The following is a 12,648-nucleotide window of genomic DNA, read 5'->3' on the forward strand; positions in this document are numbered from 1 at the left end:
AGTTAATATTAACACTTAGTTAACAAGTTAGGCTTGTTTGAGTGGGTTCAATTTAATCGCGTGAAGTGAGCATCGTATATGGGTCATAAAGTGTGGAACGATAAAAAACGGTTTATCTGGACCCTAACGGTTTTGTTACTAGCAGCTTTTGTGGTCACCAGCGGTATCAGTTATCAAGTGGCACATGATTCATTAAGTCAGCAAATCGAAGAAAATACTTTACCGTTAACCAGTGATAATATTTATTCAGAAATACAACAGGATCTACTCAAACCTATCTTTATTTCATCGCTAATGGCGCAAGATACCTTTGTACGTGATTGGACTCTAGATCAAGAGAAATCGCCAGATAAGGTCGTACGCTATCTTAAAGAGATCCAAGAGAAGTACGGTACTGTCACTAGCTTTTTTGTTTCTGAAGCTAGCCGTAATTACTACCATTCGAGCGGTGTTTTAAAACAGATCGATGATCTTGATCCAAATGATGCTTGGTATTTCAGGGTGCGCTCGCTGCCTAAGTCAGAACATTATGAAGTGAATATCGATCAAGATACGGCTAACCGTAATCGAACCGTTATTTACGTTAATTATAAGGTGTTCGACTTTGACGGCAATTTCATTGGAGTTACTGGTGTCGGCTTGGCAGTCGAAAGTGTAAAAAAAATGGTTGAGCTCTATCAAACTCGATATAACCGCAGTGTCTATTTTACCGATAGGCAAGGCAACATCACTTTGCATAGCGAAGGTTTCTCTGGCGGCGATACTTTACAAACTACCCCAGGGCTAGAGATGCTTGCCACCCGCATTTTAACCAGTCCTAGCGCTGCTTTATCATATGAACGAGATGGTAGAACCATTTTTCTAAACAGCCGTTTAGTCGCAGATTTTAAGTGGTACTTATTGGTGGAACAAGATGAAAGCTTAGGCAAACAGAAGCTGCTTACCACCTTCTGGGCTAACTTAGGGTTGAGTATCTTTGTGACGTTGGCCATTTTGATAATAGCCAACATGACCTTGGGTAAATATCAACGAAAACTAGAGTTGATGGCGTCGACTGATAAGCTGACAGGTGCAGCCAATCGTCAAGCTTTTGAAGAGTACTTTGCTAAATCTCTGGCTCGTTCGGTGCTGGATAGCACTCCAATGTCGGTGTTGATTTTTGATATCGACTATTTCAAACGCATTAATGATCTCTATGGCCACAACATGGGCGATTTGGTGATTCAGACCGTCAGTAACATGGTTAAATCTCAACTTCGGGATGAAGACTTGCTGTGCCGCTGGGGCGGGGAAGAGTTCTTAATTCTACTGCCGAATATCGATTTGAGTCGTAGTCACGATATTGCTGAGCGAATTAGAGCTTCTATAGAAGCTCGCGTTATTCGAGTTAATGGCAATGAAATACGGGTAACAGTGAGCGCTGGCGTTGCAGAACATCGCGCTTCAGAAAAGCCTGAAGAGTTGATTAACCGTGTTGATGTTGCGCTGTACCAAGCAAAAGGACAGGGCAGAAATAAAGTGGTATTGTCCTATTAACCCGCTAGTAGAGCTTCTTATTTTGTGTGAGTTGACCTTGTCTGATGCCGAGGACGGTTATCTAGTTAATCAAGATCTAGCAGTCCTAGAATATACTGGTAACAAGACTTTATTTTGAACTCGTCTGGATAATATTCATTATTGTTGATGCAGCTAGGGTATCGCTATCACAATAACGAGTGATAGGATAAAGCATGATAATTAAGAGCATTTTTTGATGACAGCGCAAATACTCATTAAGCAAATTTCAGGTTTATATCGCGGCAATGACCAGACAAAATTTGGCGCCGTGCAAAGTGGCATTGATCAAAAACACGATTGTAAGCAGCTACTTGTTGCTGAAGGAACGGTTGAAGGCGATAGCCAAGCAGATCCCAAGCATCACGGCGGGCTCGACAGAGTATTGCACCATTTCCCTCGAGAGCATTACGGTCAATATCGCCGCTGGGATATGATCACCGGCTTTAAAGATGCTCCTGCGATGGGCGAGAATATTAGTACTGTCGGGCTGGATGAAACCCAAGTCAATATTGGCGATATTGTCCAAATAGGCGAGGTGCTGTTACAAGTGACACAGCCTAGGTCGCCATGTTTTAAACTCAATCTGCAGTTCGGTCACAATGATTTTGCGCTAGCAATGCAACAGAGCGGCCGTTGTGGCTGGTTTTATCGAGTACTGAAGAGCGGCACAATTGATGAGGCTGACACTATTACGCTTATTGAAAGGTGTTCTGATATTAGCATCGCAGAAGCGATGCATATCTATTTCTTGCCCGATTTTGATGCCGTGCAATATCAACGTTTAGCGAATTGTCCTGGACTTGCGGCATCTTGGGTTGGAAGTTTACAGCGTCGAATGGCGAATAATGCCATTGAAGATTGGCAAATGCGTTTATATGGCGTACAACAAGCATAGTTTGTTGATTATATTAATATTTCAAGGAGTGGAATTGTGACTCAAGATGAGAAAAACATGGGGGTAGTGGTACATTTGGCTAGTTTTTCAGGCTATTTGATCCCGTTTGGCAGTATTTTAGGACCATTAATTGTCTGGTTGATGAAGCGAGATGAGCTGCCGTTTGTTGATAGTTGTGGGCGTAACTGTTTGAACTTTAAGATCAGCATGGCGATCTATGCCATGATCAGTGCCGTATTGATGTTGGTTGGTGTAGGGTTCATTCTACTCGGTATTATTGCGATCGTTGATATTGTTTTTACGATTATTGCAGCGATGAAAGCCAGTGAAGGCGAAAGTTATAAATACCCTATGTCGATCAAATTTATCAAACCACGTACATAAATTTAGCTGTTTGAGTTGCCTACCGAGTGACCTCGATAGGCAATGTTATTACTCAGGTTAAACCTTAAAGTTAGCCACTAATGAATCGAGTCGATGCGCAAGCTGGCTGAGTGATTGGCTGGCTTTAGCAGCATCTTCAGCAGTATCTGCAGTGCGCTGGGTAATGTCGTTAATATCACTCACGTTACGATTAATATCTTCAACGACTGTTGATTGCTCTTCAGTGGCGGCTGCAACTTGTATATTCATGTCACTGATTGAACCAATGCGCTCACTAATGCCGGTCAGTGATTGACTCGCTTCGTCCACAGCATTAACTCCCTCAATAGATCGAGAGCGGCTTTGTTCCATCGCTTCTACCGCGCGACTTGCTTCGGCTTGCAGTTTATCAATCATCACCTGTACTTCATTGGTTGAAGTGGCTGTACGTGATGCTAGATTACGCACTTCGTCGGCAACCACTGCAAACCCCCGACCCGCTTCACCTGCTCTGGCGGCTTCAATTGCAGCATTTAGCGCTAACAAGTTTGTTTGCTCAGACACCGCTCGAATCACATCGAGAATACTTTCGATAGATTGAGTGTGAGTTGCTAGTGACTCAATGACCTCACCGACTTGTTCGACATCATTGGACAGTTGGCTAATGGTTTCGCGTGCTCGAGTCACAACGACTTGACCGTTAGTTGAATCCGTATCTGCGGCTTTTGCTGTATCTGCAGCTTGCGCGGCATTACTGGCAATTTCATTAACCGTAGCGCCCATTTCATTAATCGCGGCAACGACCATAATGGTTTGGTCTTTTTGCAGCTGGCTATCTTCTAAAGTGCGCTGTGCCTGGTGAGATACATCGATGGCAGAGCAACCGAGTTGCTTACTGGTTTCTGCCACTTCAATCATCGAGGCTTGAATTTTGCTGATAAAGCTATTAAACCCCTTGGCTAGCTGGGCTAATTCGTCTTCTCCTTCAACCGGCAGTCGTTGACGCAGATCGCCTTCACCTTCACCAATATCGCGCAGCATGTCAGCAACTCTGGCGATGGGGCGGCTAACAGAACTGGCGACTAAGCTTGATAACGCAATAAATAATGCTGCAATTACCGCGGTCCAGATAAGAATTTTATAGGCTGACTCTTCGAGCAGTGAAAAAATTTCGCTTTCAGGTACTTGCGCAATTAAGTACCAATCCATTGACGGAATATAGCTGCTAGCAATGAGCATGGCTTCGCCATCGATATCTGTTTTCAATAGGTTGAAATCAGTACGGCGCATTAGGCTTGAAGTGTCGGTGCCACTATATAGATTGTTTAAATCCGCGTTACCTATTTGTGCCGTGTCTGGGTGTAATTTTACTTGTCCCTTGCTGTCGACCAAATAGACAAATCCTGATTGTTCAATTTTAAATGAGCGTAATAACTGCACCATATCATCGAGAGATTTTCCTAAACCGACTAAGCCTCGACCATTGGGTTGTTGGTAGTTAATAAATAGCTTCACATCGCCATTGTCTTCAGTGAATACATTGAGCATGGACTCTTGGCCGCTGTTCTTGTAATCGAAGAACCAAGCATCTTGAGCCGGGTTTAGCTCTCGCAGAAAACCATCTTGAGTATAGTAAGCCGCGCTTTCTTTATCCGCAAAAGAGGCTTGGGCTAAATCATATTGGCGGGAGATCTCGTTTAACTGGCTCACCAGCAAAGGTTCACCGGCTGCGGGGCGATCCTCTTCTAGCCATTGGAGTAACATTTTATTGTTGGCGAGTTGCTGAGCGGCATTCATTAATGTCGAAATGTTGAGTTCGAGCTTATTGCGGATCTGCGCCAACATATTGGGCATCTCCGAGGTCAACATTCTTTGTTCTACCACTTGTTTAGCGCTTTGTTGGCTAAGCATGCCGACAAGGGCTGTGGAGAGTAATACTGTTAGGGTCACAGTAAGCAGAATTTTCTGTTTAATGGTGAGCATATTCAATTTCATAAAAATTCGATTGCCTAATACAGCCAATATTGATGGCCGAAAGTAGTGGATTGATAACAGACTCGGCACAGTGGACGCAAAACCTATTTTTAGGCTGAGCTTTGTGAAGAGGGATCTGTTTTGTAACGTGTAGGAATAAAGGCAGGTATCTGAATTTCAGTCTGAAATCTGTACTCTTATATTAGCGCGGAGGATTATGTCTATTTTTTGTTATTGGTGCAACTAAAAATGCACACCTTGTGGTGTGCATTTAGTTTTAATATCGTAATCTGCACTGATATCAATTCATTAAGAAGTTGCATTTTATGAATTGAATTTCAATGGCGTTTACATGTTTGGATAGTTAGGACCGCCACCGCCTTCAGGCGTTACCCAAGTGATATTTTGGCTTGGATCTTTGATATCGCAAGTCTTACAGTGAATACAGTTTTGGCTGTTAATCACAAACTTATTCTCGCCTGCCTCTTCAACAACTTCATATACCCCTGCTGGGCAATATCGCTGTGCGGGTTCATCAAATTTAACCAAGTTGAAATCGATTGGGATCCGCACATCCTTTAAACGAAGATGACACAGCTGATCTTCCTCATGGAAAGTATTCGACAAATAAACCGACGACAGCTTATCAAAGCTAAGTTTTCCGTCTGGCTTAGGGTAATCGATTTTGCTGTAGGCACTTGATTCCGCCATCTGGGCGTAATCAGGTTTTTCATCTCTAAGGGTGACCGGAAACTTACCGCCAAACCAATTTTGGTCAACAAAGTTAAATGCACCGCCAAGGTATGTCCCAAACTTATGCATTGCAGGGCCAAAATTACGTGAACAATAAAGTTCCTCTTTTAGCCAGCTCTCATCAAATCGGTCTTGGAGGCAATTGAGATCTTTGCCTCCATCAACTCCGGCTAGCATCGCTTGTGCCAGTGTTTCTGCAGCTAACATTCCGCTCTTCATTGCGGTATGTGTACCTTTGATTTTGGCAAAATTTAAGGTACCCGCATCACAGCCAATGATCATTCCACCAGGGAAGGTCAGTTTTGGTAAAGAGTTCAAGCCACCTTTGGTAATAGCACGAGCACCATAAGAGACACGTTCGCCGCCAGTGAGCGTTTTAGCAATGACTGGGTGAGTCTTATAACGTTGGAATTCATCAAATGGACTTAAATGTGGATTTTTATAGTTGAGATCAACAATCAAACCAACGGCAATTTGGTTGTTTTCGAGATGATACATAAAGCCACCACCCGACGCGCCTTCAGTTAAAGGCCAACCACCAGTATGCACCACTTTGCCGAGCTCATGTTGTTCGCTGGGAACGGTCCAGATCTCTTTAAAGCCAAGGCCATAATGTTGTGGGGTTTTACCATTATCAAGTTGGTATTTTTCAATAAGCTGTTTGCCTAAATGGCCACGGCAACCTTCTCCAAATACGGTGTATTTAGCGTGAAGTTCCATGCCAGGCTCATAGCTACCTTTTGGCTGACCATCTTCGCCAACACCCATGTCACCTACCTGGATCCCTTTAACGCTGCCATCAGCATTAAAAAGCAGTTCGCTTGCAGGGAAACCTGGGAATACCTCAACACCAAGCTCTTCAGCACGCTCGGCTAACCAGCGGCATAGATTGCCAACACTGATGATGTAATTGCCTTCATTGTGCATGGTCTTTGGAACCAAAGCATTCGGCATAAGGCGGGCGTCGGTTGCTGAGCTCAGCATGTGGATCTCGTCGTGAGTTACCGCAGTGTGCAGCGGTGCGCCAGACTCTTTCCAGTCATTAAAAAGCTCACCCAATACTTTGGGTTCAAAAACGGCTCCAGAGAGAATGTGGGCTCCGACTTCAGAACCTTTCTCTACTACACAGACCGTGAGTTCTTGACCACTGTCTTTGGATATCTGCATTAAACGACAAGCTGCTGCTAATCCTGAGGGCCCGGCACCCACGATTACAACATCGAACTCCATTGATTCGCGTTCCATCAGTTCATCTTCCTTTATTTCCCCCGATGATTACAGTGGCAAAAAGCTCACGCACTATAAACGGGTGTTTTAATCTTTAACTTCACTTTACCTCAAAATAGGGCTACGGCACAGAGTTTAAACTGTTCTAGTGCAGCTATTTTAAGCACTTTTTTGGGTGATGGCGGTCACACATATTCCACAGGTGCTGCTTTTTAATGCTAATAGTGACGATGAAGCTATGGTTTGTCGCCAAAAAACGCCTATAATCAAGTTTGACGGTTCTCCGAGCTTCTAATCCTACGTCGAGACAGATACGGGTTTTTAGCCGTGGCAATAACGCCACCGGGGTGAGAAAAGAAATGATCTCACCTCCCCTTACTTGGAAAGGTGATCATGTCCCAACTACAAGACAATTTTGGTCGACGGTTTCATTATCTGCGTATGTCAGTGACTGATGTATGTAACTTTAAATGCACTTATTGCCTCCCTGATGGTTATCGTCCCGACGGTAAACCCAAGTTTCTCGATCTCAATGAGATAGAACATTTAGTTTCTGCCTTCTCTGAAGTCGGCACGCAAAAAGTTCGGATCACCGGTGGTGAGCCCTCCTTGCGTAAAGATTTCACCGATATTATTCGGATTGTTAAAGATAACGAAAAAATCAAAACTATCGCCACCACAACCAATGGTTATCGCTTAGCTAAGCATGCCCAAGAATGGTATGACGCTGGGCTCAGACGCATTAATATCTCTGTCGACAGTCTCGACCCGAAAATGTTTTATCAAATTACCGGTGAGAATAAGTTTGATGAAGTGATGCGCGGTGTCGATGCAGCGCTAGAAGCGGGCTTTGAGCGGGTAAAAATCAACGCTGTATTGCTTAAGGGTCTCAATGATAAGGACTTGCCACGCTTTCTGCATTGGATTAAAAGTACGCCCATTGATTTGCGCTTTATTGAGCTAATGGAAACAGGTTTAGGCCACGACTACTTTAAAGCGCATCATTTAGCCGGCGCCGATATCAAAACTCAGCTGCAACAAGAGGGCTGGCAGTTTGATACTCCCTCGGCGGATGATGGTCCAGCACAAAACTTTAGCCATCAAGACTACCAAGGTCGTATCGGGCTTATCATGCCTTATGCTAAAAACTTTTGTGCCAGCTGTAATCGCTTACGTGTTTCAGCCAAAGGTAAGTTACACCTGTGTTTGTTCACTGAAAATGGGGTCGACTTACGTGATTTGCTGCAAACACAAGATCAACAAGCTGAGCTTATTGAGCGTTTACATGGACAGCTCGCACAGAAAAAAGAGACGCATTTTCTGCACGACGGCATCACCGGCGTGACGCAGCATCTCGCTTCTATTGGTGGCTAAATTTAGATCTGACGCAAATTTATTGCGTCAGATCCCCGCTATAATCGCCGCATTGACTGCTATTTAGTTAAATTAAAGAGACCGTTATGGGACATTGTACTCAGAGCCAATTTTTGCCACTTAATATTGCTGTATTAACCTTGTCAGACAGCCGCAATATCGACAACGACACCTCTGGTCAGTTTTTAGAAAGTGCACTGCTTGAAGCTGGGCATAACTTGGTCGAGCGTCAGATAATTAAAGATGATAAATATCAGATCCGTGCCGTGGTCTCGCAGTGGATTGCCTCAGATAACGTCCAAGTGATTATCACGACAGGCGGCACCGGCTTTACAGAAAGAGACAACACACCTGATGCCGTCAAGCCACTCTTTGATCGCGATATCGAAGGTTTTGGTGAGTTATTTCGTCATATCACCTATACCGAGCTCGGCACTTCAACCGTGCAGTCTCGCGCACTCGGTGGCATTGCTAATAAAACCGTTATATTTTGTCTTCCAGGTTCAACCGGAGCATGTAAAACCGGTTGGAATAAAGTGCTGAAAGAGCAGTTGGACGCTACGCATCGCCCTTGCAATTTTGTGATGCACGTTAAGAAAATAACAGACTAACTTGTAGATAACGCCCTGTGCTAACGCAATATATTGCGTTAGCAGGCTATCTATAAGGTGTTTTGATAAATATGTTGATTAAGAAGGTTTAACCCTAATGACAAATGCTTTTACCCATATCAATGCAGACGGTAACGCACACATGGTTGATGTTACAGATAAATTAGTCACTGAGCGTGAAGCTAGAGCAGAAGCTTATATCGAGATGGCGAGCGAAACGCTCGACATGATCATGAAAGGCAGCCATCACAAAGGTGATGTATTTGCCACGGCGCGTATTGCTGGTATTCAAGCGGCAAAGAAAACATCTGATTTGATCCCACTCTGTCATCCTTTGATGCTGACTAAAGTTGAGGTTGAGCTTGAAGCGCAACCTGAGCATAACCGTGTTTGGATCCGCAGCTTGTGTAAGCTTTCGGGTAAAACGGGTGTTGAAATGGAAGCGTTAACGGCGGCATCAACTGCAGCACTGACGATTTACGATATGTGTAAAGCGGTACAAAAAGATATGGTGATTTCTCAAGTACGTTTACTTGAGAAGCGTGGCGGTAAATCTGGTCACTTTAAGGTATAGAAAGAGATGATAAACGTACTGTTTTTTGCGCAAGTAAGAGAGCTACTTGGCACCGCAAGCATCAAAGTTGAAGCGGCCGAAAATACCCAAACAGCTGAAGGCTTGCGAGCAACATTAGCCGCCACAGATGATAAATGGGCCAAGATTATGGCGTCAGACAAGCTATTGGTGGCGGTTAATCAAACCATTAGCCAGTGGGATAGCGCTATTGAAGATGGCGATGAAGTTGCCTTTTTCCCACCAGTGACTGGAGGCTAAGATGATCCGCGTACAAACTGCAGATTTTAGTGTTCCAGAAGAGTATCAGTTAATTAGCCAAGAAAATGGTGATGGCGCTGTGGTCACTTTTGTGGGTAAAGTACGTGACTTCAATGATGGCAGTGCCGTTACTGATCTTACACTTGAGCATTACCCCGGCATGACCGAAGCGGTATTGAATCAAATAGAAGCTGAGGCGCGTGAGCGTTGGGCACTCAACCACGTTACGATTATTCATCGTGTTGGTCGAATGGCTTTAGGTGAGCAGATTGTCTTTATTGGTGTTACCAGCGCACATCGAAAAGCAGCCTTTGCCGCGTGTGAGTTTTTAATCGATTTTTTAAAGACCAAAGCCCCATTTTGGAAACTTGAAGCGGGTGAAGAAGGCGCAAGCTGGGTTGAAGCGCGTGATTCCGATGAGCAAGCGGCGAATGTGTGGAATAAAAAGTAATCGTATTTTAAATTAGGTGTATTAGGGAGTTACTTGATGAAGCTTAGCGTGGTCTTGCTGTCGGTTCTAATGCCATTGTTGCTACTAAGCAAAGCGGCGGTTGCGACTGAGGATGTGCCGGCAATAGCGGCAGCATCGAGTATCAAGTTTGCCTTAGATGATGTGGCGAAGCAGTTTAATCAAGATACGGGTGGAAAAGTACGGATCACCTATGGTTCGTCGGGTAATTTTGTTGCCCAGATAAAGCATGGAGCACCGTTTGAAATTTTTCTTTCGGCTGACGAGCGCTACACCAATCAACTTGCGAGTGCCGGCCAAACTCAAGGCAAAGGGATCGTTTATGCGGTAGGCAAGCTTGCGCTTGCAGCCCCTAAAACCTCACCGTTGGTCTTAGATGAAAATCTCGATGGACTTAAGCAGCTCATGGACACTCAAGCACTTAAGCGTTTTGCTATTGCCAATCCCGACCATGCACCTTATGGCGAACGAGCCAAAGAAGCGTTGCAAAACTTAGGTTTATGGCAAAAGATTCAACCACAACTTATTTTTGGTGAGAACGTATCGCAAGCGGCACAGTTTGCGTTAAGTGGCTCAACTCAAGGTGGCTTAATCGCATTATCGCTGGCGTCAGCAGAGCGCTTTAAGAGCCGAGCAAATTATGTGGTTATCCCTCAATCTTTATATAGCCCACTGAAACAACGCATGGTATTGACCCTAAAAGCGGGCCAAACAGCGAACGAATTCTATCACTATATTCAAACCGACAAAGCGCAGCATATCTTTGCTGAGTATGGTTTTGGCAAAGCGGTTAACTAATGGATTGGGAAGCACTTTGGCTATCAATTAAACTCAGTACTGTCACCGTCGTAATATTGGTGCCAATGGCTATTTTAGCCGGACGTTTCTTGGCTTATCGTCAATTTCGCGGTAAGTCTTGGGTCGAGGCTTTGGTTATGGTGCCGTTAGTGTTACCACCGACAGTGATTGGTTATTATCTATTGGTCGGTTTGGGCAGTGAGTCCTGGCTAGGACAGATGCTAGAGCAGCTGCTCGGACATCAATTAGTGTTTCATTTTTCAGGGCTGGTAGTCGCTTCTATTTTTATCAATATCCCGTTTGCTATTCAGCCTATTCAACGTGCTTTTGAAGCCGTACCCGAAGATGTGCGTGATGCCGCTGCTTGCTGTGGTATGAGCCGCACTAAAGCGCTATTTAAAATTGAGTTACCTATGGTGTGGCCGGGCGTATTAACGGCAATGGTGCTGTGTTTTTCCCATGTATTAGGGGAATTCGGTGTCGTGTTAATGATGGGCGGTAATATTGCGGGTGAAACTAAAACCATTGCCATCTCTATTTATGACAGCGTACAGGCGTTTGATTTTGCCAGTGCGGGGAATATGTCATTGGTGCTATTACTATTTGCGATTACGGTATTGGCACTGACCACCAGTTTGTCACGACGAGTCGGAGGTAAGCATGTCTCAAGTCGTCGCTGATCTATTTTGTCGAATTAAACAAACCGAACATATCACTATTGATGCGGAATTTACCTGTAAAGCGGGTGAAGTGCTGGCGGTGGTTGGACCGTCGGGTGGCGGTAAGTCAACGCTGTTGCGGATGATAGCTGGCTTAAATAAACCGCAGTCTGGCGAGATCCGTTATGGACAAACCAGCTGGTATTGCGATAAAAAGTCGATACAGCTGAGTCCACAACAACGGCATTTAGGCTATGTGCCGCAGCACTTTGGTTTGTTTCCCAATTTAACCGCGTTAGAAAATGTGATCGCGGCATTAGACCATATTCCCAAATCTGAACGTGCGACGCGGGCTAAAGATTGGTTAGAGCGGGTTAATCTACATGGGTTACCCGACAGACTGCCAGCGCACCTTTCTGGCGGTCAGCGACAACGGGTGGCATTGGCGCGTGCATTAGCACGTGAGCCCTCAGTCTTGCTGCTTGATGAACCCTTTTCTGCTGTGGATAGAGAAACTCGTGAGCGCTTGTATTTAGAGCTTGCTCGCTTGAAAGAGCAGTTAGCGATCCCAGTGATTATGGTCACTCATGATCTTAATGAGGCATTGCTATTGGCTGATAACATGATTTTGATCAGCCAAGGAAAAATGTTACAGCAAGGCCATCCACGAGAAGTGCTGACTCGGCCGCGCGACGAAGCCGTAGCAAAGCAGATGGGATTGCGTAATATCTTTGACGCCTATGTTATTGCACAGGAGGAAGAGCGGCAGATCACTTGGCTTAAGTTTGGTGATCATCTTATCGCCAGCACTTACTTTGAGAGCCTAAATGTTGGCGCAAAAGTGCGCTGGGTGATCCCCAATCAAGGCGTTAGATTTAATTCGATTAAAAAAGGCCGTTTGTGCCGTAGCTTTAATAAGCTCGATATTACCATTGATTCGATGCTAGTGATGGGCGAAACGGTACGAATTCTGGCGAGTGTTGTGGGCGTAAAGCATAAAATTAACGCCGAAGTGCCATTACACTTAGCCCAAAAGCTGGAACTTGTAGAGGGCGGCGAAACGACGGTGGCGCTAAAATCTGAATTGATCCATATTTTGGAACCTAATACCGAATAAACGGTTTAGCAATAAACTC

Annotated in this window: 13 protein-coding genes and 1 riboswitch; of the genes, 11 read left to right on the forward strand and 2 right to left on the reverse strand. The window is 44.7% G+C overall.

The window, feature by feature from the left end:
- Window positions 1–78 precede the first annotated feature (78 nt).
- The 3 genes from CXF83_RS02350 to CXF83_RS02360 all read left to right on the forward strand — a co-directional run bounded on the left by CXF83_RS02350 (window position 79) and on the right by CXF83_RS02360 (window position 2,836).
- Window positions 79–1,536 carry a sensor domain-containing diguanylate cyclase gene (locus tag CXF83_RS02350; RefSeq protein WP_101090104.1) on the forward strand — a complete coding sequence of 486 codons (1,458 nt, stop codon included), beginning with the start codon at window positions 79–81 and terminating at the stop codon, window positions 1,534–1,536.
- A gap of 217 nt (window positions 1,537–1,753) precedes the next feature.
- Window positions 1,754–2,452, forward strand: coding sequence for an MOSC domain-containing protein (locus CXF83_RS02355; protein ID WP_101090103.1), 699 nt, complete (start codon window positions 1,754–1,756; stop codon window positions 2,450–2,452).
- Window positions 2,453–2,509: 57 nt separating this feature from the next.
- A complete protein-coding gene (locus CXF83_RS02360; protein WP_101090166.1) occupies window positions 2,510–2,836 on the forward strand; it encodes a DUF4870 domain-containing protein in 327 nt (108 codons plus the stop codon).
- A 57-nt stretch (window positions 2,837–2,893) separates the two neighbouring features.
- Here the strand turns inward: CXF83_RS02360 and CXF83_RS02365 are convergent, their stop codons facing one another.
- Window positions 2,894–4,810, reverse strand: a complete 1,917-nt coding sequence (locus tag CXF83_RS02365; RefSeq protein WP_101090102.1) for a methyl-accepting chemotaxis protein — start codon at window positions 4,808–4,810, stop codon at window positions 2,894–2,896.
- A 327-nt stretch (window positions 4,811–5,137) separates the two neighbouring features.
- Entirely contained in the window at window positions 5,138–6,787 is a 1,650-nt protein-coding gene (locus CXF83_RS02370) for an electron transfer flavoprotein-ubiquinone oxidoreductase (RefSeq protein WP_101090101.1), read from the reverse strand.
- Between the two features lie 251 nt (window positions 6,788–7,038).
- A riboswitch (molybdenum cofactor riboswitch) is annotated at window positions 7,039–7,175 on the forward strand.
- Here CXF83_RS02370 and moaA point away from each other — a divergent pair.
- From moaA to CXF83_RS02410, 8 genes are all read left to right on the forward strand, one after another.
- The gene (gene moaA / locus CXF83_RS02375; protein WP_101090100.1) at window positions 7,163–8,143 is read left to right on the forward strand and encodes a GTP 3',8-cyclase MoaA; all 981 of its coding nucleotides are present in this window, start codon (window positions 7,163–7,165) and stop codon (window positions 8,141–8,143) included. It overlaps the preceding riboswitch by 13 nt.
- Window positions 8,144–8,229: 86 nt before the next feature.
- Window positions 8,230–8,754 (forward strand): molybdenum cofactor biosynthesis protein B, encoded by a 525-nt coding sequence (gene moaB, locus CXF83_RS02380; RefSeq protein WP_101090099.1) that lies wholly within the window; start codon window positions 8,230–8,232, stop codon window positions 8,752–8,754.
- 142 nt (window positions 8,755–8,896) lie between these two features.
- Window positions 8,897–9,328 (forward strand): cyclic pyranopterin monophosphate synthase MoaC, encoded by a 432-nt coding sequence (gene moaC / locus CXF83_RS02385; protein WP_428848205.1) that lies wholly within the window; start codon window positions 8,897–8,899, stop codon window positions 9,326–9,328.
- 6 nt (window positions 9,329–9,334) lie between these two features.
- The gene (moaD, locus tag CXF83_RS02390) at window positions 9,335–9,586 is read left to right on the forward strand and encodes a molybdopterin synthase sulfur carrier subunit (RefSeq protein WP_101090097.1); all 252 of its coding nucleotides are present in this window, start codon (window positions 9,335–9,337) and stop codon (window positions 9,584–9,586) included.
- Between the two features lies 1 nt (window position 9,587).
- A complete protein-coding gene (gene moaE / locus CXF83_RS02395; RefSeq protein ID WP_101090096.1) occupies window positions 9,588–10,037 on the forward strand; it encodes a molybdopterin synthase catalytic subunit MoaE in 450 nt (149 codons plus the stop codon).
- Window positions 10,038–10,073: 36 nt separating this feature from the next.
- Window positions 10,074–10,853: a molybdate ABC transporter substrate-binding protein gene (gene modA, locus CXF83_RS02400; RefSeq protein ID WP_101090095.1), complete on the forward strand. Its 780-nt coding sequence runs from the start codon at window positions 10,074–10,076 to the stop codon at window positions 10,851–10,853.
- Complete coding sequence (modB, locus tag CXF83_RS02405) at window positions 10,853–11,533, forward strand: molybdate ABC transporter permease subunit (RefSeq protein WP_101090094.1); 681 nt, start codon at window positions 10,853–10,855, stop codon at window positions 11,531–11,533. Before modA ends, modB begins: the two co-directional genes overlap by 1 nt.
- Window positions 11,514–12,629, forward strand: coding sequence for an ABC transporter ATP-binding protein (locus CXF83_RS02410; RefSeq protein WP_101090093.1), 1,116 nt, complete (start codon window positions 11,514–11,516; stop codon window positions 12,627–12,629). Before modB ends, CXF83_RS02410 begins: the two co-directional genes overlap by 20 nt.
- Window positions 12,630–12,648: the final 19 nt, after the last annotated feature.

The organism is Shewanella sp. Choline-02u-19, from assembly GCF_002836205.1.
Taxonomy (GTDB): Bacteria; Pseudomonadota; Gammaproteobacteria; order Enterobacterales; family Shewanellaceae; genus Shewanella.